This is a genomic window from Streptomyces sp. NPDC091209 (genome assembly GCF_044757755.1).
Classification (GTDB): domain Bacteria; phylum Actinomycetota; class Actinomycetes; order Streptomycetales; family Streptomycetaceae; genus Streptomyces.
Genome location: NZ_JBIVVR010000002.1, coordinates 369031 through 394186, shown reverse-complemented (window position 1 = coordinate 394186; position 25156 = coordinate 369031). Strand labels below are relative to the sequence as shown.

The window sequence follows — 25156 nt, the reverse complement described above, 5'->3', positions numbered from 1 at the left end:
TGCTGAAATGCCTCCGGGGATGCGTACGTGTTGTATCTATGATGTGCGCATGCCTTCAGCCCCACCCGCGCCGACACGGCCTCCCATGAAGCAGCCGCCCGCGGCCGACCGCGTCTACGCACACGTCAAACAGGGTGTCCTGGAGCGCCGTTACGAGGGCGGAGCCCTGCTGACCGAGGGCGAACTCGCCGAAGCCGTCGGTGTTTCGCGCACCCCGGTCCGTGAGGCGCTGCTCCGCCTCGAAGCCGAGGGACTGATCAGGCTCTACCCGAAGAAGGGCGCGCTCGTCCTGCCGGTCTCCGCCCAGGAGATCGCGGACGTGGTCGAGACCCGCCAACTCGTCGAGGAGCACGCCGCGCGCAAGGCCGTACCGGCGTCGCCGCAGCTCTTGGCCCGCCTGGAGGAACTGCTCGCCCGGCAGAAGGAGCAGGCCGCCGCCGGGGACCTGGCCGCCGCCGCCGTCACCGACCGCTGCTTCCACGCCGAGATCGTCCGCAGCGGCGGCAACGAGATCCTCTCCCGGCTCTACGACCAGCTCCGCGACCGGCAGTTGAGGATGGGAGTCGCCGTCATGCACGCGCACCCCGACCGGATCACCAAGACGCTCGTCGAGCACGAGCAGATCCTCCGGGCGCTGCGCGCAGGCGACGCCGACGCGGTCGTCGGCCTCATCCACGGACACGTGAGCTGGTTCTCCAACCTGGCGCGGGGCGAGGTCCGATGAGCTCCGCGGCCACGCTGCCCGGCGATCCGCCCGGCGGCCGGCGCGCGATCGCCGTCTGGGGCATCGGCGTCTCGGTCTACTTCGTCGCGGTCATCTTCCGTACGTCACTGGGGGTGGCCGGACTCGACGCCGCGGACCGTTTCCACGTGGGCGCCTCCGCCCTGTCCACCTTCTCCATCCTCCAGCTCCTCGTGTACGCGGGCATGCAGATACCGGTCGGGCTGCTGGTCGACCGGCTCGGCACCAAGAAGGTGCTGACCATCGGCGTGGTGCTGTTCACGGCGGGGCAGCTCGGCTTCGCGTTCTCCTCGTCGTACGGCATGGCGCTCGCCTCGCGCGCCCTGCTGGGCTGCGGTGACGCGATGACGTTCATCAGCGTGCTGCGGCTCGGCACGCGGTGGTTCCCCGCCCGGCGCGGACCGCTCGTCGCGCAGTTCGCGGGTCTGGTCGGCATGGCCGGCAACCTCGTCTCGACGCTCGTGATCGCCCGGCTGCTGCACGGGCTGGGCTGGACGGCCGCGTTCGCCGGCAGCGCCGCCGCCGGTGTGCTCGTCCTCGTCCTCCTGCTGCTGTTCCTGAAGGACCATCCCGAGGGTCACGAGCCGGAGCCGTTCCCGCACCGGGGTGCCGCGTACGTCCGCCGGCAGATCGTCGCGTCCTGGCGCGAACCCGGCACCCGGCTCGGTCTGTGGGTGCACTTCACCACGCAGTTCCCGGCGATGGTGTTCCTGTTGCTGTGGGGGATGCCGTTCCTGGTCCAGGCGCAGGGCCTCTCGCGGGCCACGGCCGGAGAACTGCTGACGCTCGTCGTCCTGTCCAACATGGTCGTCGGGCTGGTGTACGGGCAGATCGTCGCCCGGCACCACACCGCGCGGCTGCCGCTGGCACTGGGCACGGTCGCGGCGACGGCCGTCGTGTGGGCGGGGGTGCTGGTGTACCCCGGCGAGCACGCGCCGATGTGGGTGCTGGTCGTGCTGTGCAGTGTGCTCGGCGCCTGCGGTCCTGCCTCGATGCTCGGCTTCGACTTCGCGCGGCCGGCGAATCCGCCGGAGCGTCAGGGGACCGCGTCGGGAATCACCAACATGGGTGGTTTCGTCGCCTCGATGACGACGTTGCTGGCCATCGGTGTCCTGCTCGACGCCACCGACGACAACTACCGGATCGCCTTCGCCGCCGTGTTCGTGCTGCAGGCGGCCGGGCTGAGCCAGATCTTCCGGCTGCGGAAGCAGGCGGCCCGCCGGGAGCGGGAGCGGCTGGTGGCCAGCCGGGTGGAGACGGTGCACGTACCGGCGTGACGGCCGGGCATGCCGCCCGCTGTCACGTGACCGCTGCCGGGCATGCCGCCCGCTACGACCGCCCGCCGCCGGTTGTCCCGACCTGGGTGTTCGCCGTCCGTACGGAGCCCGCGCGCCCCGAACGCCGGAGGGGCCGAACCCACCCCTGCCGTCCGGGCGCGCCGGAGGGCCCGGGTCCGTCCGGAGAGCGCGGACGAGCAGGTCGGCGTGACGCGGGAGGTCCCGGTACGGCGCCCCGGATTCGGGACGGCTCCGAATTCGGGACGGACCCGGACACGGGAGGGGACCCGGACACGGGAGGGGACCCGGACACGGGAGGGGACCCGGACACGGGAGAGGACCGGGCCATGTGGGACGGGGCCGCGCACAGGACGGGCCCCGGACACGGGAGGGGACCCGGAGACGGGAGAGGACCGGGCTATGCGGGACGGGGCCGCGCTCAGGACGGGCCCCGTACACGGAAGGTCCCCGGACACGGGAGGGGACCCGGACACGGGAGAGGACCGGGCCATGTGGGACGGGGCCGCGCACAGGACGGGCCCCGTACGCCGAAGGTCCCCGGATATGGGTACGGTCCCGGATTCTGGAAGGCCCCCGGGGCACCGGAAGCGCTTCCGGACACCGGAAACGTTCCCGGACACGGGAACGGTGGAGCGAGGTGGAGGGGCGTGGACCGCCCCGCCCGGCCCCGTTACGGCGTGACGGTGAAGTTGCGCAGGATCGCGGCGGTCAGTTCCGGGTCGCCCTCGGTCTTGACGCGGTCGGACACGGCGTCGGCGTGGACGCGGCCACAGGCGAGCCGGACGAAGGTCTCCCAGTCGAGGGCGAGGCTCGCCGCGGGACCGAGGGAGGGCGAACCGTCTATCGATCCGCGACCGTCGGCGTCGATACGGACGGTACGGAGGAACTCGACGGGACCGTGCACGTCGAAGACGACCGCGGAGTTCGCCGGCGCCCCCGCTTCCTTGGCGACGACCTTCGGCAGCGCGGACAGCAGCTCGTCGCGCACGATCTGCGAACCGGGGGAGTCGAGGTTCCCCGGCCGGCCCAGCGTGTACCGCAGGTCCTGCTCGTGCACCCAGACGTCGAACGCGCGATTGCGCATCGCCTGTTCGAGGGTGACCTCGGTGCCGAGAGGACCGCGCACCTTGGCGTCGGGCTGCCGCGACTCGTTCCGCAGCTGCCGGTTGCGCCGGATGACCGTGTACTCCAGCTCGGAGGTCATCTCCGGCGCCGTGTGGTGGCGGCGCACGTCGACCTGCATCTCCATGTACCGCTGGTGCTCGTTCGTCACGTGGTAGAGATCGCGGGGAAGTGTGTGGATCGGGCGGGGATCGCCGAGCATCTCGCAGTCCAGGCCGATGACATGCGAGACGATGTCGCGGACCGACCAGCCGGGACACGGAGTCCGCCGGTTCCACTCGCCCTCCACAAGCGGCTGCACCAGCTCGGATATCGCTTCGATCGAGTGGGCCCAGGCGTCGGCGTAGGACTGAAGACTCGGATGCAGACTCACGGAACGGGACCCCTCGGGCGGTTGGACGCGGGCAGTGCACAGGCAGCGGGTGTCTTGGGACGCTAAGTTACGCTGCTGTGAGGCACCCCGGCAGTGCTTTCGTGTGACGATCGTAGGCCCGTATGGACGGCTCGAATGCCAGGACGGTGGTAGTGTGCGCGCCTCGCTCCTCCAGATCGACGTAAACGACCACGAATCGGTCGCCGCCCGCAGACTCCGAGTGGCTGATCTGGTACGGGATCAAGCCGGAGTCGATCTCGTCGTGCTCCCCGAGCTGTGGACCACCGGCGCCTTCGCCTACGAGGAGTTCGGGGCGCAGGCCGAACCGCTCGACGGGCCGACCCACGAGGCGATGAGCAAGGCGGCGAGCGACGCCGGCGTGTGGCTCCACGCGGGCTCGATCCCCGAACGCGCCGCGTCCGAGGCCGGCTCCGCGTCCGAGGCCCCCCTCTACAACACCTCCCTCGTCTACTCCCCCTCGGGCGAACTCGTCGCCGCCTACCGCAAGATCCACCGCTTCGGCTTCGACGAGGGCGAGGCCGTGCTGATGGGAGCGGGCACGGAACTGGTGACCGTTCGGCTGCCGGAGACCGTCCTCGGCCTGGCCACCTGCTACGACCTCCGGTTCCCCGAGCTCTTCCGCGGGCTCGTCGACGCGGGGGCGCAGACCTTCGTCCTGTCGGCCGGCTGGCCCGAGCGGCGCCGCTCCCACTGGACCCTGCTCGCGCAGGCGCGCGCCGTCGAGAACCAGGCGTACGTCCTCGCCTGTGGAACGGCCGGTACGCACGCGGGAGTTCCGCAGGCCGGTCACTCGATCGTGGTCGACCCGTGGGGCGAGGTCCTCGCCGAGGCGGGCTCGGACGAGGAGATCCTCACCGTGGACTTCGACCCGGCGAAGGTCGCGACGACACGCGACCAGTTCCCGGCCCTGAAGGACCGCCTGCTGGGCCTGGACATCCCCGCCCGCTGACGGGAGCCGTTCGCCCGCGCTCCCGTTCGTCGGCACTGTCGTTCGCGGGCGCCGTCGTCCGCCCGCGCTGCCGTTCGTCGGCGGTCCCGCTCTCCGGCGCGTTCGGCCGAGGCCGCGATCAGTCGTCCCCCCGTTCCTTCTCCGCGAGGTGGATCACGCACACCGCCACGGCGATCAGCAGCGCCGCGTCGGCGTCCTCCCGTACGACGTCGACGCCGTAGGTGTCGCGGAGGTGGAGCCAGCGGCGGGAGATCTGGGCGAGGAGTTCGTTGTCGTAGTCGACGGCGAACTCCCGGTCGAGGATCTTGCCGCTGACGTCGAGTTCGGTGCCGTCGACCAGGGACACCCGATAGTGATTGCGGAGGAGGGACAGGCGCTTGCGCTTGATGGTCGCGAGCGGGTCGCCGTCCCGCTCGATGATCATCGTGTCGCGCAGCGCGAACATCTTCTGGTGGATGTCGATCAGGACGCGTCCGCGGGTGTCCTTCAGCTGGAAGGTGTCCCGCAGCCGCATGGCCTTGCCGTCGACGAGGAAGACCTTGTTCCCGTGGTCGTCCTCGATCCAGTAGTCGTCACCGAAGCCGAGCAGCCGGTCGCGTACGAGGTATCTCATGCAATGACCGGTTCCCCGGTGGGCGGTCCGAAACGCCGGCGGTAGGCCGACGGGCTGAGTCCGGTCGCCCGGCGCACCCGCTCGCGCAGGTTGGCGGCGGTCCCGAGCCCGCTGCGGTCCGCCACCACGCCGAGCCGGACCTCGCCCCGCTCGATGAGCCGGCAGGCGAGGGCGACCCGCTCCGCCGTCAGCCAGGCCAGCGGTGTCGTGCCGAGCTGGGCGCGGAAGCGGCGGTGCAGCGTCGCCGGACTGACGGCGGCGCGCGCCGCCAGGTCGCCGACCGTCAGTGGCTCACCGAGCCGCTCCTGCGCCCAGGCCAGCAGGGGTGCCAGCGACTCGTCGGGCACGTCGGGCAGCGGCCGCTGGACGAACTGGCGCTGGCCCCCGTCGCGGTGCGCGGCGAAGACCAGCCGGCGCGACACCGCGTTGGCGATCTCCGCGCCGTGGTCGCGCCGCACGAGGTGCAGGCCCAGATCGAGGGCGGCCGCGCTGCCCGCCGCCGTGAGCAGGTCACCCTCGTCCACGAAGAGCACGTCCGGATCGAGCAGCACCTTCGGATGCAGGTCCCGGAAGACGTCTGTCCAGCGCCAGTGGGTGGTGGCCCGCCGCCCGTCGAGCAGCCCCGCCTCGGCGAGCGCGAACGTCCCGGTGCAGAAACTCACGACCCGCGCCCCGCGCGCGTGGCTTCGCCGGACGGCGTCCAGGACGACGGCCCGGCGCGGTACGACGTTGTCGGGCCGGCCGGGGACGACGAGGGTGTCGGCGTCGTCCACAGCGTCGAGGCCGGGTACTCCGCTCAGGGTGAAGAACCCGTGGTTCATCCGGACACCGGGCGTGGGGGTGCACAGGGTCAGTTCGTAGAGCGGCTCCGGGCGGCCCAGCTCGGGCCGGGGAAGCCCGAACAGCTCCGTCGCGACGCCGACTTCGAAGGGGTTCGTCCCCTCGTCGACGATCACGGCGACGCGATGGGGACGACGCGCGGGCGGTTCTCCCCGTCCGCTCCCGGAAGGGAACTCCCGAGCGGACGGAGGCTGCGAGGATCCTTGCGGCATACGCGATTTCTAGCACTCGCGGGTGCGCGGTGGAGTGTCGAGGATGAGCGCATGACCAGCGAACCCGCCCGACGCGGCGACCCCGTCTCCCTCTCCGCCGCCCTCGCCTCCTTCACCGACCTGTGGAGTCCCCGCATCGTCACCACCGTCAACGACTACGACGTGCGCGTCGCGAAGGTCGAGGGCGAGCACGTCTGGCACGTGCACGATCACACGGACGAGTTCTTCCTGGTCCTGGAGGGCGAGCTGACCATCGCGCTCCGGGAACCGGGCGGCGAGCGGACCGTCGTCCTCCCGAGGGGTTCCGTCTGCACCGTCCCGCGCGGAACCGAGCACAAGCCGTCCGCCCCCGGCGGCGCGGCGATCCTCCTCTTCGAACCCACCGGCACCCTCACCGTCGGCGACCGCCACGACGAGATCCCCGCTCACGTGGACGCCACGACGGGGCACGCGCTGGACTGACGACGACGCCTTCGGCCGGACCGTGGCGGCCACCGCCCGACCGGTTGTCGGCGCCGGGTGGCACCCTTGATCCATGAACGACTCCGCCCAGGCAGCCGCCTCGACCCCCGCCCGCCGTCGTGCCCGCGTCCGCGCCCCCGAGCTGATCGGCAAGGGGGGCTGGCTGAACACGGGAGACCAGCAGTACACCCTCGCCGACCTGCGAGGGCGCATTGTTCTGCTCGATTTCTGGACGTTCTGCTGCATCAACTGTCTGCACGTCCTGGACGAGTTGCGGGAGTTGGAGGAGAAGCACCGGGACACCGTGGTGATCATCGGGGTGCACTCGCCGAAGTTCGTTCATGAGGCGGAGCACCAGGCGGTCGTCGACGCCGTGGAGCGGTACGGGGTGGAGCACCCGGTTCTCGACGACCCGGAGCTCGCGACCTGGAAGCAGTACGCCGTGCGGGCCTGGCCGACGCTCGTGGTGATCGATCCCGAGGGGTACGTCGTCGCCCAGCACGCCGGTGAGGGGCATGCGCACGCCATCGAGCGCCTGGTGGAGGAACTGGAGGCCGAGCACGAGGCGAAGGGCACCCTGCGGCGCGGTGACGGGCCGTACGTGGCGCCCGAACCCGAGCCGACCGTGCTGCGCTTCCCCGGCAAGGCGCTCGCCCTGCCGAGCGGAAATCTGCTGGTCAGCGACACGACCCGGCATCAGCTCGTGGAGCTGGCGGAGGACGCCGAGACCGTCGTACGGCGTATCGGGTCCGGCGTGCGGGGCTTCGCGGACGGCGGTGCCGAGGAGGCGGGGTTCAGCGAGCCGCAGGGGCTCGCGCTGCTCGACGAGGGCGCGGTCGTCGTCGCGGACACCGTGAACCACGCGCTGCGCCGGGTCGATCTCGCGACCGGCGCGGTCAGCACCCTCGCGGGCACGGGCCGCCAGTGGTGGCAGGGCTCGCCGACGTCCGGACCGGCGCGCGAGGTCGATCTGTCCTCGCCGTGGGACGTGGCCCTGTTCGGCGGGAAGGTCTGGATCGCCATGGCCGGTGTGCACCAGCTGTGGACGTACGACCCGGCGGCGGAGACCGTCGCGGTCGCCGCGGGCACGACGAACGAGGGGCTGGTCGACGGGCCGGGGCCCGAGGCCTGGTTCGCGCAGCCTTCGGGGCTCGCCGCCACCGAGGACCGGCTCTGGCTGGCCGATTCGGAGACGAGCGCCTTGCGCTGGGTGGACCTGGACGGTGCCGTGCACACCGCCGTCGGCACCGGGCTCTTCGACTTCGGGCACCGTGACGGGGCCGCCGAACAGGCGCTGCTCCAGCATCCGTTGGGAGTCACCGCGCTGCCCGACGGCTCGGTCGCCGTCAGCGACACGTACAACCACGCGCTGCGCCGCTACGATCCGGCGACGGGTGAAGTGACCACGCTGGCAACGGACTTGCGGGAGCCGAGCGACGCCGTGCTCGTCGGGGACGACATCGTGGTGGTGGAGTCGGCCCGGCACCGGCTGACCCGGCTGCGGCTGCCCGAGGAGGCTGTGCGGGTGGCGTCGGTCGCCCATCGGACCCGGCGCGCGGCCACCGATGTCGCCCCGGGAACCGTCCGGTTGGACGTGATCTTCCAGGCCCCGGCCGGACAGAAGCTGGACACCAGGTACGGCCCCTCCACCCGGTTGCTCGTCTCCGCCACCCCGCCCGGGCTGCTGCTCGCGGGCGAGGGCGCCGGCACCGATCTCTCGCGGTCCGTCGAGCTGAACCCGGCTGTCCCGGAGGGCGTGCTGCACGTGTCGGCGATGGCCGCGTCCTGCGACGACGATCCGGACAACCCGTACCCGGCCTGCCATGTCCACCAGCAGGACTGGGGGGTGCCGGTCCGCCTCATCGAAGGCGGTGCGGACCGGCTGCCCCTGGTCCTCGCGGGCATGGACGACCAGGAGACGGGGCAGGGGGCCTGACGGTCAGCGCGCGTGGGTGCGTGGGTTCGGGGTTCCTTACGGGCGCAGGGCACGTGATGGCCCGGCGTGCCCTGCGGCTCAGTGGCGGCGCGTCCACCGTGCCAGTTTGTACATGGCCATCGTGGCCGCCACCAGCGTGGTGGCCGCCACGACCAGCGCCATGCCGTTCATCCACGTCCCCCCGGTGGAGGCCACCGCGGCCCCGCCCGCTCCGGCGGTGCTGGCACTCATCAATTTCATGTACACGGTCGTTCTCCTGGGAGTGCTCTTGCGGTGGGACGAAGGGGAGGGCGGCTCACGTGGCCACCCACTTCTCCTCGCTGCGGCGCATCAGACCCCACAGTGAGAAGAAGTAGACGGCGTGCTGGAACATGTCGTAGAGCATCTCCGGGATCAGCAGCGCGGCCACCAGAACGGCCCGGGGTCCGGCGCGGCGTACGGAGACGGTCTTCTCGACGAAGAAGATCAGGCCGATCGCCGTCCAGAACGGCGAGAGGCCGGGCCAGCCGTACAACACCGTGTACGCGACCATGTAGGTGAGGTAGACGAACAAGGCCAGCGCGCCGAATCCCATCAGGAACTGCTGCAGGAAGTAGCGGGCGGTGACCCGGGTCCAGCCGTAGTCGCGGAGGTTCTCCAGGGCGCCCCGCTGCCAGCGCAGCCGCTGGTGCCACAGCTTGGGCAGGGTGGTCATGACCTCGGTGGTGACCGCGCAGCCGGCCGGGGACATGGCCCGGTAGCCGAGGGTCTTGACGGCCTTGGTCATCTCGTCGTCCTCGGTGAGCGAGGCCAGGCTGTAGTAGCTGCTGCCGCCGCCGATCCGGCCGGAGAGGCGGGCGGCGCGCACCTCGCGCAGCACCTGGGCCCGGAACACCGTTCCGGTGCCGGTGAGTACCTGGGCCTTGCCGCCGGTGCGTTCCAGCTCCCAGGCGTAACGGTGGAACTCCATGCGCTGGAGCTGGCCGAGGAATCCGCCGCCCGCCTCGCCGTAGAAGACGCCGCCGACGGCGCCGACCTCGCGGCTGAAGGTGGCGAGGGCGGTCTCGACGAACCTGGGGTTCAGGACGGTGTCCGCGTCCTGGACCAGCAACAGGTCGTGGTCGTCGAGCCGGGGCAGCGTCGAGGCGATGGCCTGGTTGAGGGCTCCGGCCTTCTTGTGGGTGTTGCCCGCGGTGTGGAAGACCTGGGCGCCGTGGGCGGCGGCCACGGTGGCGGTGTCGTCGGTGCAGTTGTCGGCCACCACCACGATCAGGTCGGGGCGCCGGGTCTGCTGCCACAGGCCGTCGATGGCGGCGGCTATGCGGTCCTGCTCGTTGTGGGCCGGGATCAGTACCGCGAGGCGGGGGCCGTCGGCCGGTTCCTCGCCGGCGGCGTGGCGCCGCGGAAGGGGGATCCGCGAGCCACTCGCGCCTGCGTCGGTGGAGAGACCGCCGGACAGTGTCGGACCGTGCACGGCGGACTCCCCTATCGCGAAGGATTGTGTGGCCTTATGGCCCCAAGAGCTTCAATTCTTCACGATATGTGCATGTTTTGACAGGCAATGGAGGGGTGCGCTCTGTCACGCCTTGTCCGTATCCATCCCTGAAATGCACTTAGGTCGTGATACGCCTCATATGCCGTATCCGTCGGAATAGCCGTTCCGGTGGTGGCGCTCGTCCTCCACGACGGTCGTCGTCGGCGGTACGACCACTCGCCTGCGCCTGGCGATGCTGCCGAAGCTCGCCACACCGATCAATCCGGCGATCATGAGGATCACGCCGACCACGTGAAGGTCGACCCCCTGCATGTGCCAGTCGGTCGCGAAGGTGAGGATCGCCCCTGCGGCGATCAGGATGATGCATCCGCCCAGGCCCATGGGTGTCGCCTCCTTGAATAAGCAACTCGTAGTCGTTCCGGACCCGTTCCGGGTACCCGGGACCCCGAGAGACATGCGGAGGCGATCCCTCACGTCACGGCACGCCGTCCCTCACGACGGCGTGCCGAACCCCCTCTGCGCCGCGGAGGACTATCCCTCCAGGAACGCCACCAGCGCGTTGGTCAGCAGGAACGGGTCGTCGGCGCCGCAGAGTTCGCGGGCGCTGTGCATGGAGAGGATGGCCACGCCGATGTCGACCGTCCTGATGCCGTGCCGGGCCGCCGTGATGGGGCCGATGGTGGTGCCGCAGGGCATGGAGTTGTTGGAGACGAAGGACTGGAACGGCACTCCGGCCTTCTCGCAGGCAGCGGCGAAGACCGCGCGGCCCGAACCGTCGGTGGCGTAGCGGTTGTTGACGTTCACCTTGAGGATGGGGCCGCCGTTGGCACGCGGGTGGTGGGTCGGGTCGTGGCGCTCGGCGTAGTTGGGGTGCACGGCGTGACCGGTGTCGCAGGAGAGACAGACGGTGCCGGCGAACGCGCGCGCCCGGTCCTCGTAGGAACCGCCGCGTGCGAAGACAGAACGTTCCAGCACACTGCCGAGCAGCGGTCCGTCGGCGCCGGTGTCGCTCTGCGAGCCGTTCTCCTCATGGTCGAAGGCGGCGAGGACCGGGATGTACGAGAGTCCGGCGTCGGCCGTCGCGACCGCGGCCAGTGCGGCCGTGGACGCGTGCACGGACAGCAGGTTGTCCATGCGCGGTCCCGCGAGCAGTTCCTCGTCGCGGCCCAGGTAGGAGGGGGGCTCGATGGAGTGGGTCATCAGGTCCCAGCCGGTGACCTCGCCCGCGGGCAGCCCCGACTCCTCCTCCAGGAAGCCGATCAGATCGCCCTCGCCGGTGTCGCCGAGTCCCCAGACGGGCTGGAGGTGCCGCTGCTTGTCGAGCTTGAGCCCGTCGTTGACGGAACGGTCCAGGTGGATGGCGAGCTGGGGTACGCGCAGCAGGGCGCGGTCGATGTTGACCAGACGGGTCGAGCCGTCCCGCAGCGTCAGGCGTCCGGCCAGGCCCAGGTCCCGGTCGAGCCAGGAGTTCAGCAGCGGGCCGCCGTAGATCTCCACGGCCACCTGGCGCCAGCCGTGCGCCCCGGTGTCCGGCAGCGGCTTGACCCGCAGGTTCGGGGAGTCGGTGTGCGCGCCGATGATGCGGAACGGGGTGTGCGGCTCGGCGCCCTCCGGCACGTACCAGGCGATGATCGCCCCTCCGCGCAGCACGTACTTCCCGCCGCTGGTCCCTTCCCACGCGTCGGTCTCGGCGACCTGACGGAATCCGGCCTTCTCCAGCCGCTCGGCGGCGGTCGCCACGGCGTGGTACGGCGTCGGGCTCGCCGCGAGAAAGGACATGAGGTCGTCGGTGTGGCCGCGGTCGAACCGGGTGGGTGCACTCATGGGTTCACCTTAACGACGCACGAGGGCCCGCTCCCGGGGTTGGGAGCGGGCCCTCGTAAGGGGGATGTGAAGGGCGGACACCTTGGGACACGTGACGGGCCGGACAGGTGTCGTGTCGGCGCCCGCCCGGTCTCCCGGGAGCCGGCGGAGAGGCTTAGAAGGCGGCCTCGTCCAGCTCCATCAGGTCCAGGTCGACGACCTCGGCGAGCTTGCGGGCGCCGGTGACGCCCGGCAGGACGTTGGCGGCGAAGAACCTCGCGGCCGCGATCTTGCCGGTGTAGAACGCCTTGTCCTTGGCGGAGGCGGTCTCCAGCTTCTCGGCGGCGACGGCGGCACCCCGCAGCAGCAGGTAACCGACGACCACGTCGCCGGAGGCCATCAGGAGGCGGGTGGTGTTGAGGCCCACCTTGTAGATGTTCTTGACGTCCTGCTCGGTGGCCGCGAGGTCGGTGAGCATCAGGCCGACGATGGCCTCCAGCTCGACGGCCGCCTTGGCGAGCTGCTCGCGGGCGGCGGACAGCTCCTCGCCGCCCGTGCCGAGCGCCAGGAACTTCTTGATGTCCTCGGCGAGGGTGTTCAGGGCCGCGCCCTGGTTGCGGACGATCTTCCGGAAGAAGAAGTCCTGGCCCTGGATCGCGGTGGTGCCCTCGTACAGCGTGTCGATCTTGGCGTCGCGGATGTACTGCTCGATCGGGTACTCCTGCAGGAAGCCGGAGCCGCCGAAGATCTGGAGCGACTGGGCGAGCAGCGCGTAGCCCTTCTCGGAGCCGTAGCCCTTCACGATCGGCAGGAGGAGGTCGTTCAGGGCCTCGGCGGCGGCGGTGTCCTCACCGGCGGCCTCCAGGACCTGGATCTCGTCCTGGACCGCGGCGGTGTGCAGCACCAGGGCGCGCATGCCCTCGGCGTACGCCTTCTGCGTCATCAGCGAGCGGCGCACGTCCGGGTGGTGCGTGATGGTGACCTTGGGCGCGGCCTTGTCCATGAACTCCGCGAGGTCGGGACCCTGGACGCGCTCCTTGGCGTACTCCAGCGCGTTCAGGTAGCCGGTCGACAGCGTGGAGATCGCCTTCGTGCCGACCATCATGCGGGCGAACTCGATGATGCGGAACATCTGACGGATGCCGTCGTGCTTGTCGCCGATCAGCCAGCCCTTGGCGGGGTGGCGGTCGCCGAAGGTCATCTCGCAGGTGTTGGACGCCTTGAGGCCCATCTTGTGCTCGACGTTCGTCGCGTACACGCCGTTGCGCTCGCCCAGCTCGCCGGTCTCGAAGTCGAACTCGTACTTCGGGACGAGGAAGAGGGACAGGCCCTTGGTGCCGGGGCCGGCGCCCTCGGGGCGGGCGAGGACGTAGTGGAGGATGTTCTCCTCCATGTCGTGCTCACCCGAGGTGATGAAGCGCTTCACGCCCTCGATGTGCCAGGAGCCGTCCTCCTGCTGGATCGCCTTGGTACGGCCCGCGCCCACGTCGGAGCCGGCGTCCGGCTCGGTGAGCACCATGGTGGAGCCCCACCGCTTCTCCACGGCCATCGTCGCGATGTGCTTCTGGACCTCGTTGCCCTCCTCGAAGAGGATGCCGGCGAACGCGGGGCCGCTGGAGTACATCCAGACCGCCGGATTCGCGCCGAGGATCAGCTCCGCGTACGCCCAGATCAGGGAGCGGGGAGCGGTGGAGCCGCCGATCTCCTCGGGCACGCCGAGACGCCAGTACTCGGAGTCCATGAACGCCTTGTACGACTTCTTGAAGGAAGCCGGGACCGGCGCCGTGTTGGTCTCGGGGTCGAAGACCGGCGGGTTGCGGTCGGCGTCCACGAAGGACTCGGCCAGCTCGTTCTCCGAGAGGCGGGTCAGCTCCTCCAGGATGCTCTTGGCGGTGTCCGTGTCCATCTCCGCGAACGGGCCGGTGCCGTACAGCTTGTCGCGCCCGAGCACCTCGAAGAGGTTGAACTCGATGTCGCGGAGATTCGACTTGTAATGCCCCATGGCGACGGCTCCGTTAAGGGATCGGCGAGGCACTGACTCCTCGCATCTGGTTCACGTACCAACAAGTAGCTTCGATGATGCTACCCGTCAGTAATAAGAAGCAACCCCGGGTGGGCCATATGTGGCCCACTACTCTTTGACGCATGTACGGCTACGAGCAGAACGCGGGCGCCCAGCAGGGGTACGTCCCGCCGCAGCAGCAGATGCCCGGCCAGATGCCTGGCGGACAGATGCCCGGCGGGTACGGCCAGCAGCCGCCCCTGTATCCCGAGCCGTCCCCGCCGTCCCTTCCGGACGCGGTTCGCGCGTTCACCACGGGGTCCATGGCCGCCGAGGACTTCCAGCAGGTCTTCGCCACGTCGAAGGTGTACTGCCCGCGCGGGGACAACCCCGGATTCCTGGCGCTGCACAACACCCAGCAGCCTGTCATCCCGATGTTCACCTCGCTCAAGGAACTGCGCCGGTACGCGGGCAAGGAGTCCAAGTACTTCGTGATCACCGGAGCCGAGGTGATCGACCTCCTGCCCACGGGCTACGGCTTCGTGATCGACATGGAGGGCGAGCACCGGATGGTCTTCGACGCGAAGGCCGTGGAGCAGATGGTGGACTTCGCGATGCGCCGTATGTACGGCTGACGGGCCGCCGCGGGCCGGGCCGGTGGGCCACGGTCCGCACGCTCGCCGGCCCGCCGCGCGGAGGGCCGGTGGCCCGCCGTCCGCGCGGCCGCGAAGCCTCACGAAACACGTGACGCCCGGAGGGAATGCCCTCCGGGCGCGCGTCGTTACGGGTAGCAGAAAGTTCAATCCTCAACTAAACTCGAAGCACAAGGAGGTACCGACATGCCCGCAGTGACTGTCGAGAACCCGCTGGCCCTGCCCCGAGTGGCCGCGCCCGCCGAGGCCGTGGAGCGTCCCGTGCTGGCCGTGACGACCGCGCCCAGTGGCTTCGAGGGTGAGGGTTTCCCGGTCCGCCGCGCGTTCGCCGGGATCAACTACAAGCATCTCGACCCGTTCATCATGATGGACCAGATGGGTGAGGTGGAGTACGCGCCGGGCGAGCCGAAGGGCACCCCGTGGCACCCGCACCGCGGCTTCGAGACCGTGACGTACATCATCGACGGCATCTTCGACCACCAGGACTCCAACGGTGGCGGCGGCACGATCACCAACGGTGACACGCAGTGGATGACGGCCGGTTCCGGTCTGCTCCACATCGAGGCGCCGCCGGAGCACCTCGTGATGTCGGGCGGGCTCTTCCACGGGCTCCAGCTCTGGGTGAACCTGCCGGCCAAGGACAAGATGATGGCCCCGCGGTACCAGGACATCCGGGGCGGCACGGTGCAGCTGCTCAGCACCCCGGACGGCGGCGCGCTCCTGCGCGTCATCGCCGGTGAGCTCGACGGCCACCAGGGGCCGGGCATCACGCACACACCGATCACCATGGTGCACGCCACCCTGCGGCCCGGCGCCGAGATCACTCTGCCGTGGCGCGAGGACTTCAACGGCCTCGCGTACGTCCTCGCCGGACGCGGCAGCGTGGGCGCGGACCGCCGCCCGGTCCACACCGGCCAGACCGCCGTCTTCGGCGCGGGTTCCTCGCTGACCGTCCGCGCGGACGAGAAGCAGGACTCCAACACGCCGGAGCTGGAGGTCGTCCTCCTCGGAGGCCGGCCGATCCGTGAGCCGATGGCCCACTACGGCCCGTTCGTGATGAACACCCGCGACGAGCTCCAGCAGGCCTTCGAGGACTTCCAGAAGGGCCGCCTGGGGACGATCCCGGCGGTGCACGGAATGTCGGAGGGCGGGCTGTAGGCCCGGCCCGAGGCCTTCCGAGGTCCTCGTGAGGGATTGAGCACGGGAAGCCCCGTCCGCCGTATCGGACGGGGCTTCCCCGTGCCCCGCGGGAGCGGTGCCTCCGCGGGCCCGCTCCCCCGTTCGGGCTCTCCCGGGCGCCGGTTCGGCTGACGCATGGTCAGCTGGCAGGGTGCAGCTACTCCCCGAGGGTGCCCGGCGGTTGGCGGCCTGGTGCGTCGTGATCCTGCTGGCCGCCGGGGTGGGCTGGGTGGGGATCCTGCTGTGCGGTGAGTTCCGTACGGCGGTGGTGCCGGTGCTGCTCGCGCTGCTCGGGACCGCCCTGCTCGGGCCGCTGTATCGGCGGATGGTCAAGGCACGGATCAACCGCTCGCTCGCCGCCGCTCTGACCTGCGTCGCGGTGGCTGTCGTGGTCGGCGGCGCCGTCTACGTCGTCGTCGCCGCGCTCATCCACACCGGCGGGCAGATCGTGTCCTCGCTCCGGCAGGCCTCGCGGTCCGTCGCCCAGCACTTCGGCGCGGCGGGCACCTCGCTCGACGACCTCGCCGCCAACTCCAAGGACCTCCTGGCCAAGTTCGGCGGCACGGCCGCGTCCAACGTCGTCAGCGGCGTCAGCGTCGTGGCCGAGACCCTCGCGATGGGTTTCCTCGCCCTGCTGCTCGTGTTCTTCTTCCTGCGCGACTCGCACCGGGTGGCCGGATCACTGCGGTCGCTCGCGCCCCGGGGGACCGCCGACGTCGTCGAGGCCATGGCCCGGCGCGCCTACGCGGCCGTCGAGGGCTTCATGCGCGGGACGACGATCATCGCGCTCATCGACGCCCTCTGCATCACCGTCGGACTCCTGGTCCTGCGCGTCCCCGGCGCCGTCGGGCTCGGCGCGCTGGTCTTCGTGGGGGCGTACATCCCGTATCTCGGCGCGTTCCTCTCCGGCGCGGTGGCCGTCCTGGTCGCGCTGGCCGACCGGGGGTTCGTCATCGCCCTGTGGACGCTCGGGCTCGTGCTCGCGATCCAGATGCTGGAGGGATACGGCCTCCAGCCGATGATCCAGAGCCGGCAGGTGCAGATGCACCCGGCGGTGGTGCTGCTCGCGATCACGGCGGGCGCGTCCGTCGCGGGTGTCCTCGGCATGCTGCTCGCCGTACCGCTGACGGCGGCGGCCTTCGGCGTGCTGCACGAACTCCGTGTGCTCTACGAGCCGCCGGAGGAACCGGAAGGACCGGGGGCGCCGGGATTCCCCGGGGTGCCGGGGGCACCGGGACCGTCCGAGGACTCGTAGCCGTCAAAGGCCACCCGGCCGTCCGCGACGACGGAGCCGTTCTCGGAGGGTGAGCCGTTCTCGGAGGGCGAGCCGGCCGCGGGGCCCGCGGCCGGCGGTCCGCCGAAGTCCGTGTCCTCCCCGAGCTCCTCCCACGCGTTGAGCAGCGCGGAGTCGTCCGAGGTCCCGGGTTCACCGGAATCCGTGTCCGGGGCCTCGGAGAACTCGAACCAGATGCTCTTGCCCTCGCCCCGTGGGTCCACCCCCCACGCGTCCGCGAGCATTTCGACGAGCACCAGCCCGCGTCCGGACGAGGCCAGCTCCCCCGGATGGCGCCGGTGCGGCAGGTCGTCGCTGCCGTCGGTGACCTCGACGCGCATCCGCCGCTTGGCCGGCTCGCCCGTCACCTCGGCGACCAGCAGCGCGTCGGCGTCGGTGTGCACGAGGACGTTGGTGACCATCTCGGAGACGAGCAGGACCGCCGAGTCGAGCTGGTCGGCGGAGGCCCAGTCGTGCAGGAGCTCCCGAAGCTGCTGACGGGCGTCCGCGATCCGCTCGGGCTCGGCCTGTGCGACGGTCAGCATCGTGCGGCGCACCGTCGGCCGTACGGTCGGGGCCGTGTCGCCGTAGGCGCCCTCCACACCCAGCCGGGACAGCAGCAGCACCGCTATGTCGTCCTCGCGCCGGTCGGCCAGCGGACCGGTGGTGTGGTGGGAGGAGGGCCCGTGTACGGCCTGCACGAGCGCGTCGGCGAGCGCCTCTATATCGCCGTCGTGGGATTCGAGCGTCCGGCGGATACGGCGCCAGCCGGTGTCGAGGTCGTGGCCGCCGGTCTCGATGAGCCCGTCGGTGCAGATCAGCATGGTCTCGCCCGGCTCCAGGACGAGCCGGGTGGTCGGGTAGTCGGCGTCCGGGTCGATGCCGAGCGGCAGTCCGCCCGCCGTGGGCCGCGTCAGCACCGTCCTGTCCGCCATGCGTATCGCGGGGTCGGGATGCCCGGCGCGGGCGATGTCGAGCGTCCCGGTCGCCGGGTCGACCTCGACGTACAGACAGGTCGCGAAGCGCACATCGGCGGGATCCGCCGGGCCCTCGCCCTCGTCGGTGCCGCCGCTGGACCCGTAGGTCACCGAGTCGGTGACCCCGTAGAGAAAACGCGAGGCCCGGGACAGCACCGCGTCGGGGCGGTGGCCCTCGGAGGCGTACGCGCGCAGGGCTATCCGGAGCTGACCCATCAGGCCCGCCGCGCGGACGTCGTGGCCCTGGACATCGCCGATGACCAGGGCATAGCGGCCGGCGGGCAGCGGAATCACGTCGTACCAGTCGCCGCCGACCTGGAGGCCGCCGCCGGTCGGGACGTAGCGCGCGGCGACGCTCATGCCCGGCATCCGCGGGCCGAGCGTCGGCATCATCGAGCGCTGCAGGCCGTCGGTCAGCTCCCGCTCGGTCTCGGCGGCCCCGGCGCGCGAGAGGGCCTGCGCGAGCATGCGGGCGACGGTCGTGAGGACCGAGCGCTCGTCGGGCGTGAAGGAGACGGGATACGTGAAGGCGGCCATCCACGCGCCCATGGTGCTGCCGGCGACAGTGAGCGGCAGGAACGCCCACGACTGCCGCCCGAAGCGCTGGGCGAGCGGCCAGGACGCCGGGTAGCGCTCCTTGTAGTCGTCGGGGGAGGAGAGGTAGACCGCACGGCCCGTACGGACGACCTCCGCGGCCGGATAGTCCGTGGCCAGCGACATGTGCGAGAAGGGTCCCTCGTCGCCCGGCTGGTGCCCGTGATGGCCGATGATCGTCAGCCGGTCGCCCTCCGCGCCGAACACGGCGAGTCCGTCCGGTGAGAAGCCGGGCATGGACAGCCCCGCGGCCACCCTCAGTACCTCCGCCGTGGACCGGGCCTCGGCCAGCGCCCGTCCCGCGTCCAGCAGGAACGCCTCCCGCGAGCGGCGCCAGTCCCCGGTGACCGGGGTGCGCGCGGCGGCTCCCGGAGGCTGTGTGCTGACCTCCTGGAGGGTGCCGATCAGCTCGTACTGTCCGGTCTCGGGGTCGACGAGGGGCTTGGCGCGGCTGCGGACCGTGCGGAGCACCCGGCCGTGTTCGTCCATGATCCGCACCAGGGCCTCGGCGAGCGTGTCCTCGGCCGCCGCGAGCTGCACCACCCCGTCCATCTCGTTCCAGTCGACGGGATGGACATGGGAGCGTACGCCCGCCTCGGAGAGGGTCGTCCGCTCCGCGGGCATACCGATGAGCCGCGCGGCCTCCGCGTCGAAGGTGACGAGACCCGCGGCGTTGTCCCAGCGCCACACGCCGGTCGCCAGGGTGGCCAGGACGTCCCCCACGGCGGGCAGGGGCTCACCAGTGCGCATGCGCCCACTGTAGGAACAGGTGATCCGTGCCTGCCACCCATACCGTCCGGGGCGCCGACCCGTGGCCGAGCGGTCAATGATGGGGAGGTGATCCTGGGCTGCCCGGTACCCTGGGGGTGTTTCACGTGAAACACGCCCTCAATCCGCGAAGACTGGATGAAACGACGATGCATCGGTACAGGTCCCACACCTGCGGCGAGCTCCGCGCCTCTGACGTCGGCAGCGACGTCCGGCTGAGCGGCTGGCTGCACAATCGCCGAGACCTGGGTGGCATCCTCTTCATCGATCTGCGCGACCACTACGGCATCACGCAGCTCGTCGCCCGCCCGGGCACGCCCGCCTACGAGGCCCTCGACAAGGTCTCCAAGGAGTCGACGGTCCGCATCGACGGCAAGGTCGTCTCGCGCGGTACGGAGAACGTGAACCCCGACCTGCCGACCGGTGAGGTCGAGGTCGAGGTGAGCGAGGTCGAGCTGCTCGGTGCCGCCGCCCCGCTGCCGTTCACGATCAACGCCGAGGACGGGGTCAACGAGGAGCGGCGCCTGGAGTACCGCTTCCTCGATCTGCGCCGCGAGCGCATGCACCGCAACATCCTGCTGCGTACGGCCGTGATCTCCGCGATCCGTCACAAGATGACGGCGCTGGGCTTCAACGAGATGGCGACCCCGATCCTCAGCGCCACCTCCCCCGAGGGCGCGCGCGACTTCGTGGTCCCCTCCCGGCTGAACCCCGGCAAGTTCTACGCGCTCCCGCAGGCGCCGCAGCAGTTCAAGCAGCTCCTGATGATCTCCGGCTTCGACCGGTACTTCCAGATCGCGCCCTGCTTCCGCGACGAGGACGCCCGCGCGGACCGTTCGCCGGGCGAGTTCTACCAGCTCGACGTGGAGATGTCCTTCGTCGAGCAGGAGGACGTGTTCCAGCCCATCGAGAAGCTCATGACGGAGCTGTTCGAGGAGTTCGGCGGTGACCGTCACGTCACCTCGCCCTTCCCGCGCATCCCGTTCCGCGAGTCGATGCTGAAGTACGGCTCCGACAAGCCGGACCTGCGGGCCCAGCTCGAGCTCACCGACATCACCGACATCTTCGAGGGCTCCGAGTTCAAGGCCTTCGCGGGCAAGCACGTGCGCGCCCTCGCGGTGCCGGACGTCGCCGGTCAGTCGCGGAAGTTCTTCGACGGCCTCGGTGACTACGCGGTCGAGCAGGGCGCCAAGGGCCTGGCCTGGGTACGCGTGGGCGAGGACGGCTCGCTGACCGGCCCGATCGCCAAGTTCCTCACCGAGGACAACGTCGCCGAGCTGACCAAGCGCCTCTCCCTGGCCGCCGGCCACGCGGTGTTCTTCGGCGCGGGCGAGTTCGAAGAAGTCTCGAAGATCATGGGCGCGGTGCGGGTCGAGGCCGCGAAGCGCTCGGGCAACTTCGAGGAGAACGTCTTCCGCTTCTGCTGGATCGTCGACTTCCCGATGTACGAGAAGGACGAGGACACCGGCAAGATCGACTTCTCGCACAACCCGTTCTCGATGCCGCAGGGCGGTCTGGAGGCCCTGGAGACCCAGGACCCGCTGGACATCCTCGGCTGGCAGTACGACATCGTCTGCAACGGCGTCGAGCTGTCCTCCGGCGCGATCCGGAACCACGAGCCCGAGATCATGCTCAAGGCCTTCGAGATCGCGGGTTACGACCGGGAGACCGTCGAGGAGCAGTTCGCGGGCATGCTGCGCGCCTTCCGCTTCGGCGCCCCGCCGCACGGCGGGATCGCCCCGGGTGTCGACCGCATCGTCATGCTGCTCGCGGACGAGCCGAACATCCGCGAGACGATCGCGTTCCCGCTCAACGGCAACGCGCAGGACCTGATGATGGGCGCGCCCACGGAGCTGGACGAGACCCGCCTGCGCGAACTGCACCTCACGGTGCGCAAGCCGCAGCCGAAGTAGCCGCTACCGAGGTGGTCACGGCCGAAGTGGCCGCGGCCGAGGTAAGGCAAGCTTTTCAACTGGCCTGATCGCAAAGGGGCTTGAAGTCGACGTCGATTTCAGGTCCCTTTCGCGTGCCCGCAGCAAAGACCGCTGTTTTCTCAGCCTGCTGACAGCCTTCTTGCCTAACTTCCGGGCGCATGACAGTGAATGGACAGCACCAGGAACCCCAGGTCCCCCAAGTACCCCAGGAAAGCGGTGAACTGACGCGCCGCAAGGTCGTGGTCGTCGGCGCGGGTGCGCTCGCGTTGGTCGGCCTCGGCGGCAGCGCCTTCGCGGCGAACGCGGTCGCGCAGGACAGAGAACCGGCGGCCGGGGAGAGCGCCGAGGCCTGCTACCGATTGACGTCGGAGGCCGTCGAGGGCCCGTACTACATCGACGCCGACAAGATCCGCCGGGACGTCAGAGAGGACCGCGAAGGCATCCCCCTGCTCCTCAGCCTCAGGGTGATCGACTCCGAGACCTGCAGGCCGATCCGGAACGCGGCCGTCGACATCTGGCACTGCGACGCCGCAGGCGTCTACTCCGGCTACGAGAACCAGGGCAACGGCGGCGGTGGCGGCCCCGCTCCCACCGGCGAGCCGCCGACCGGTGCGCCCACGGGTGCGCCCCCGACCGGTATGCCGGGCGGCGGCCACCAGGAGCCGACGGACGACACACGCTACCTGCGCGGCACCTGGCGTACGGACCGGCACGGCCATGTCTCCTTCAAGACGGTCTTCCCGGGCTGGTACCGGGGCCGCGCCGTCCACATCCACACGAAGGTCCACGTCGACGGCACCTGGACCGACGCGGGCTACGAGGGCGGCCACACCTGCCACACCGGCCAGTTCTTCTTCGACGAGGAGTCCGTCCTGGCCTCGGCGGTGGTGGAGCCGTACTCCGCCAACGCCGCCGAGCGCACCACGCTCACCGAGGACACGATCTACGACCAGAGCGGTGCCCAGGGCGGCCTGCTCAGGCTGCACTACGACAAGCGGGACATCACCAAGGGCGTCCATGCGTCGCTCACGGTCGGCGTCGACCCGGGCGCGACGGAGGACGGCCAGGGCGCGCCGCCCCAGGCGAGTGCGTCGGCGTCACCATCGGCTTCGGCGAGCTGACGGACTGACGGACTGACGGACTGACGGACCGGCGGTCTCCGGTCCCCGCCCGTCACGGCCGGGGACCGGACCCTCCTGGAAACCTCACCGGAGCCCCATAGGAATCCAGAGGGGCCGCCCCGCAGGTCCGCCCGCAGGCTCTGGGTCGTCTCCGGCGGCGCTGACGGCAACTCGTGCATCGAGCTCGCTCGCGGACAGGTTTGCTGATCCTCCGCGCTGATCTATAAATAAAGCAAGGCAAGCCTTGCTTTATGTTTACTGGAAAGGCCTGGAAACAGCTTTCCCGCTATGCTCTTTTGCGTGCGCATGGGATTCCATAGGCCTTTCTCACGCCCCTGACAGGCCCGCCTCCTAGCGTCCCTGCCCATGACGGGAAACGCCGAGAACAGCCATGAGAACGAGCAAGGACCCAAGCACAAACGCGATGTGACGCGTCGTAAGGTCGTCGTCGCCGGTGCCGGTGCGGTCGCCGCTGTCGGTGTGGGCGGGACGGTCGCCGCCGGCGCCTTCGCCGGGGAGACGAAGGGGAAGGGTGCGACCGCCTCGGCGAGCGCCAGCGCCTCCGAGCTCTGCTACAAGCTCACCTCCGAGACCACCGAGGGCCCTTACTACATCGACGCGGACAAGATCCGCCAGGACATCACCGAGGACGAAGAGGGCATCCCCCTGACCCTCAAGCTCAAGGTGATCGACGCGGACACCTGCAAGCCGGTGAAGAACGCGGCGGTCGACATCTGGCACTGCACCGCGCTGGGCATCTACTCCGGTTACGAGGCGATGGGCAGTGGCGGTGGCGGTGGCACCCCGCCCTCCGGATCCCCCTCCGGATCCCCCTCCGACGCCCCCTCGGGCACGCCCACAGGTGAGCCCCCGTCGGGCGCTCCCTCCGGCGGCACCGGCGGCGGCCACTCGGAGCCGACCGACGACGAGCGCTACCTCCGGGGCACCTGGAAGACCGACAAGCACGGCTACGTCACCTTCAAGACGGTCTTCCCGGGCTGGTACCAGGGCCGCGCCGTCCACATCCACACGAAGGTCCACGTCGACGGCACCTGGACCGACGCGGGCTACGAGGGCGGCCACACCTGCCACACCGGCCAGTTCTTCTTCGACGAGAAGTCGGTCCTGGCGTCGGCCGAGGTGTCCCCGTACTCCACGAACACCGCCACCCGCACCACCCTCACCGAGGACATGATCTACCCCCAGAACGGCCATGAGGGTGGCTTGCTGTACCTCAAGTACGACAAGAAGAACATGGCCAAGGGCGTCCACGCCGACCTGACGATGGGTGTCGCCCCGGACGAGACCCACGACAGCACGGACACCCAGCCGAGCGCGTCGGCCTCGGCGTCCTGACCCCTCCCGATACACAGGGGCCCGGAACACCACGGGTTCCGGGCCCCTTGACTCCCTGACAGGCGGGGGCCCGGAGCGCCCTGGTTCCGGGCCCTCCCCGTGCGGGGCTTGATCAGCTCTGCTCCGAAGTGCTCTCCGGGCCGCGCGGGGCTTCGCCGAACAGTTCTTCGGCATGCGCGACCGTGCCGGCCCGGTCGAGCCAGTCGCCGAGACGGTCGAGGTCGGTGCAGGTGGTGATCCGCGTACGGACGTCGTCGGAGACGGTCAGCCCGCGTACCTCCAGCACCCGAAGGACCCCCTTCGCCTCCCCCTCGGCCACGCCTTGGATCATGCCTTCCGCCTTGCCTTCAGCCTTGCCTTCCGCCTTGCCCTCGAGATAGGCCGTCTCGCGGACGGTTCCCCTGCCGGGGAAGTAGGTGACGAAACTCAAGATTTCCCTCCATTTATTGCCGGCGGGGGTATTCCCCAGATTGACGTCGAGGAACTCGTAGAAGTAGTCGGAGGCTTGCCGGTCCATCCCTTGCAGGGCGCGGCCCAGCGCTTCCAGTATGGCGTCGATGTCGTGGCTGTGGGCGTGAGCGAGGGCGGAAAACGCAGCCATCGCTGGCTTTCGTGCAGCGGTTCTCTCGTCCGTGATCACCGGGAGGTTGTCGGGTCCGATGACCATGGGGTACGTCCGCTGGGCGGTCCAGCCGCGGGCACCGCAGTCGAAGGGGCCGGTCGCCCACTTGGTCGTGGCCCGATCGCGGCAGATGACGAGAAGCAGCACCGGCAGGCCGTACTTGGCCTGGAGACAGGCGACGTAGTAGGCCCAACTCGACGCCTTCTTCGGGTCTCGTCGCTCCTGCGCCTCGACGGCCAGCAGGAAGTCGTCCCCGTCGGAAGGGCCGACGCGCAACACGGTGTCGATGCGGCGCTCGACCGGCTTGGTCTCCGTCGCGTCGGGGGTGACCGCGTCCACCGTCGCCTTCTCGGGTAACGCGATACCCAGTGCCCCGAAGACGGGGGCGAGGATCTCGGGCCGGACGTCGACGGATTCGCCGGGGCCAGTTCGATGATGCTGTACGCGGGCGGTCGGGTGACGGCTTTGGACACCGCGCAGCGGGACGCGCCCTACGGTTCGGTCTTCCTGGATGCCTCTGCTCAGCTCCTGGTCATGCGAACACTCTTCCGTAAGGTGGAGTCGGCCTCTCTGGAGCCCGCCAGGTCGCGGGACTTCATGCACCGCCTGGCGAAGGAGATCTGAGTTGTGACCCAGTGGCAGAAGTCCTCGTTCTCCGGACCCGGCGATGGCAACGAGTGCGTGGAGCTCGCCTGCGTGGAGGGCACGCTGCTGCTCCGCGAGGGCGACGATCCGGACCGAATGCTTTCCGTCAGCCGACAGGGGCTGGCCACGCTTCTGGCTCGGCTTCGCGTGAACCGTACCTGGTGATCATCCGCGTCCGTGGTTCCCG

The 25156-nt window shown here is 70.2% G+C and carries 22 protein-coding genes and 1 pseudogene; 13 read left to right on the top strand and 10 right to left on the bottom strand.

Annotated features, from left to right (window positions below):
• Positions 1–49 precede the first annotated feature (49 nt).
• Positions 50–724 (top strand): GntR family transcriptional regulator, encoded by a 675-nt coding sequence (locus ACIQRL_RS08740; RefSeq protein WP_401328921.1) that lies wholly within the window; start codon positions 50–52, stop codon positions 722–724.
• Positions 721–2019, top strand: coding sequence for a nitrate/nitrite transporter (locus ACIQRL_RS08735; protein ID WP_401328918.1), 1299 nt, complete (start codon positions 721–723; stop codon positions 2017–2019). The genes ACIQRL_RS08740 and ACIQRL_RS08735 overlap by 4 nt, the downstream gene beginning before the upstream one ends.
• A gap of 691 nt (positions 2020–2710) precedes the next feature.
• Here the strand turns inward: ACIQRL_RS08735 and ACIQRL_RS08730 are convergent.
• Positions 2711–3535, bottom strand: coding sequence for a maleylpyruvate isomerase family mycothiol-dependent enzyme (locus ACIQRL_RS08730; protein WP_401328915.1), 825 nt, complete (start codon positions 3533–3535; stop codon positions 2711–2713).
• Between the two features lie 154 nt (positions 3536–3689).
• Here ACIQRL_RS08730 and ACIQRL_RS08725 point away from each other — a divergent pair, with 154 nt between their 5' ends.
• The gene (locus ACIQRL_RS08725) at positions 3690–4505 is read left to right on the top strand and encodes a carbon-nitrogen family hydrolase (RefSeq protein ID WP_401328913.1); all 816 of its coding nucleotides are present in this window, start codon (positions 3690–3692) and stop codon (positions 4503–4505) included.
• 118 nt (positions 4506–4623) lie between these two features.
• Here the strand turns inward: ACIQRL_RS08725 and ACIQRL_RS08720 are convergent, their stop codons facing one another.
• Both ACIQRL_RS08720 and ACIQRL_RS08715 read right to left on the bottom strand, forming a co-directional pair.
• Positions 4624–5118, bottom strand: coding sequence for an LURP-one-related/scramblase family protein (locus ACIQRL_RS08720; RefSeq protein ID WP_401328910.1), 495 nt, complete (start codon positions 5116–5118; stop codon positions 4624–4626).
• Positions 5115–6170, bottom strand: coding sequence for a helix-turn-helix domain-containing protein (locus ACIQRL_RS08715; protein ID WP_401328908.1), 1056 nt, complete (start codon positions 6168–6170; stop codon positions 5115–5117). Before ACIQRL_RS08715 ends, ACIQRL_RS08720 begins: the two co-directional genes overlap by 4 nt.
• A 51-nt stretch (positions 6171–6221) precedes the next feature.
• On the opposite strand from ACIQRL_RS08715, the gene ACIQRL_RS08710 reads away from it, so the two are divergent.
• A complete protein-coding gene (locus ACIQRL_RS08710; RefSeq protein ID WP_401328906.1) occupies positions 6222–6632 on the top strand; it encodes a cupin domain-containing protein in 411 nt (136 codons plus the stop codon).
• Positions 6633–6705: 73 nt separating this feature from the next.
• Positions 6706–8568, top strand: coding sequence for a thioredoxin-like domain-containing protein (locus tag ACIQRL_RS08705; RefSeq protein WP_401328904.1), 1863 nt, complete (start codon positions 6706–6708; stop codon positions 8566–8568).
• Positions 8569–8646: 78 nt separating this feature from the next.
• Here the strand turns inward: ACIQRL_RS08705 and ACIQRL_RS08700 are convergent, their stop codons facing one another.
• The 5 genes from ACIQRL_RS08700 to ACIQRL_RS08680 all read right to left on the bottom strand — a co-directional run bounded on the left by ACIQRL_RS08700 (position 8647) and on the right by ACIQRL_RS08680 (position 13847).
• The gene (locus ACIQRL_RS08700) at positions 8647–8799 is read right to left on the bottom strand and encodes a hypothetical protein (protein WP_401328903.1); all 153 of its coding nucleotides are present in this window, start codon (positions 8797–8799) and stop codon (positions 8647–8649) included.
• Positions 8800–8863: 64 nt separating this feature from the next.
• Positions 8864–9961, bottom strand: a complete 1098-nt coding sequence (locus tag ACIQRL_RS08695; RefSeq protein WP_401329556.1) for a glycosyltransferase — start codon at positions 9959–9961, stop codon at positions 8864–8866.
• A 216-nt stretch (positions 9962–10177) separates the two neighbouring features.
• Positions 10178–10423, bottom strand: a complete 246-nt coding sequence (locus ACIQRL_RS08690; protein WP_401328900.1) for a DUF6458 family protein — start codon at positions 10421–10423, stop codon at positions 10178–10180.
• A 150-nt stretch (positions 10424–10573) separates the two neighbouring features.
• Entirely contained in the window at positions 10574–11866 is a 1293-nt protein-coding gene (locus ACIQRL_RS08685; protein WP_401328898.1) for a M18 family aminopeptidase, read from the bottom strand.
• A 154-nt stretch (positions 11867–12020) separates the two neighbouring features.
• On the bottom strand, positions 12021–13847 hold the full coding sequence (locus ACIQRL_RS08680) for an acyl-CoA dehydrogenase (RefSeq protein ID WP_401328895.1): 1827 nt from the start codon (positions 13845–13847) through the stop codon (positions 12021–12023).
• A gap of 143 nt (positions 13848–13990) precedes the next feature.
• Between ACIQRL_RS08680 and ACIQRL_RS08675 the strand changes: the two genes are divergently transcribed.
• The 3 genes from ACIQRL_RS08675 (at position 13991) to ACIQRL_RS08665 (ending at position 16934) form a co-directional block, all read left to right on the top strand.
• On the top strand, positions 13991–14482 hold the full coding sequence (locus ACIQRL_RS08675; protein ID WP_266760725.1) for an SseB family protein: 492 nt from the start codon (positions 13991–13993) through the stop codon (positions 14480–14482).
• 204 nt (positions 14483–14686) lie between these two features.
• Positions 14687–15658: a pirin family protein gene (locus ACIQRL_RS08670; RefSeq protein ID WP_401328893.1), complete on the top strand. Its 972-nt coding sequence runs from the start codon at positions 14687–14689 to the stop codon at positions 15656–15658.
• 172 nt (positions 15659–15830) lie between these two features.
• Positions 15831–16934 carry an AI-2E family transporter gene (locus ACIQRL_RS08665; RefSeq protein ID WP_401328891.1) on the top strand — a complete coding sequence of 368 codons (1104 nt, stop codon included), beginning with the start codon at positions 15831–15833 and terminating at the stop codon, positions 16932–16934.
• On the opposite strand, the gene ACIQRL_RS08660 is transcribed toward ACIQRL_RS08665, so the two are convergent.
• On the bottom strand, positions 16847–19273 hold the full coding sequence (locus tag ACIQRL_RS08660) for a SpoIIE family protein phosphatase (protein ID WP_401328888.1): 2427 nt from the start codon (positions 19271–19273) through the stop codon (positions 16847–16849). The genes ACIQRL_RS08665 and ACIQRL_RS08660 overlap by 88 nt on opposite strands.
• Positions 19274–19440: 167 nt before the next feature.
• Between ACIQRL_RS08660 and aspS the strand changes: the two genes are divergently transcribed.
• From aspS to ACIQRL_RS08645, 3 genes are all read left to right on the top strand, one after another.
• The gene (aspS, locus tag ACIQRL_RS08655; protein WP_401328886.1) at positions 19441–21204 is read left to right on the top strand and encodes an aspartate--tRNA ligase; all 1764 of its coding nucleotides are present in this window, start codon (positions 19441–19443) and stop codon (positions 21202–21204) included.
• A 179-nt stretch (positions 21205–21383) separates the two neighbouring features.
• Entirely contained in the window at positions 21384–22346 is a 963-nt protein-coding gene (locus tag ACIQRL_RS08650; RefSeq protein ID WP_401328883.1) for an intradiol ring-cleavage dioxygenase, read from the top strand.
• Between the two features lie 366 nt (positions 22347–22712).
• Complete coding sequence (locus ACIQRL_RS08645) at positions 22713–23702, top strand: intradiol ring-cleavage dioxygenase (protein WP_401328880.1); 990 nt, start codon at positions 22713–22715, stop codon at positions 23700–23702.
• 112 nt (positions 23703–23814) lie between these two features.
• Here the strand turns inward: ACIQRL_RS08645 and ACIQRL_RS08640 are convergent, their stop codons facing one another.
• Positions 23815–24717, bottom strand: a complete 903-nt coding sequence (locus ACIQRL_RS08640; protein ID WP_401329553.1) for a hypothetical protein — start codon at positions 24715–24717, stop codon at positions 23815–23817.
• A 9-nt stretch (positions 24718–24726) separates the two neighbouring features.
• On the opposite strand from ACIQRL_RS08640, the pseudogene ACIQRL_RS08635 reads away from it, so the two are divergent.
• Both ACIQRL_RS08635 and ACIQRL_RS08630 read left to right on the top strand, forming a co-directional pair.
• Positions 24727–24948, top strand: a pseudogene (locus ACIQRL_RS08635) (Scr1 family TA system antitoxin-like transcriptional regulator); the annotation flags it as partial.
• A 3-nt stretch (positions 24949–24951) separates the two neighbouring features.
• The gene (locus tag ACIQRL_RS08630) at positions 24952–25134 is read left to right on the top strand and encodes a DUF397 domain-containing protein (protein WP_401328878.1); all 183 of its coding nucleotides are present in this window, start codon (positions 24952–24954) and stop codon (positions 25132–25134) included.
• The last annotated feature ends 22 nt before the right edge of the window (positions 25135–25156 follow it).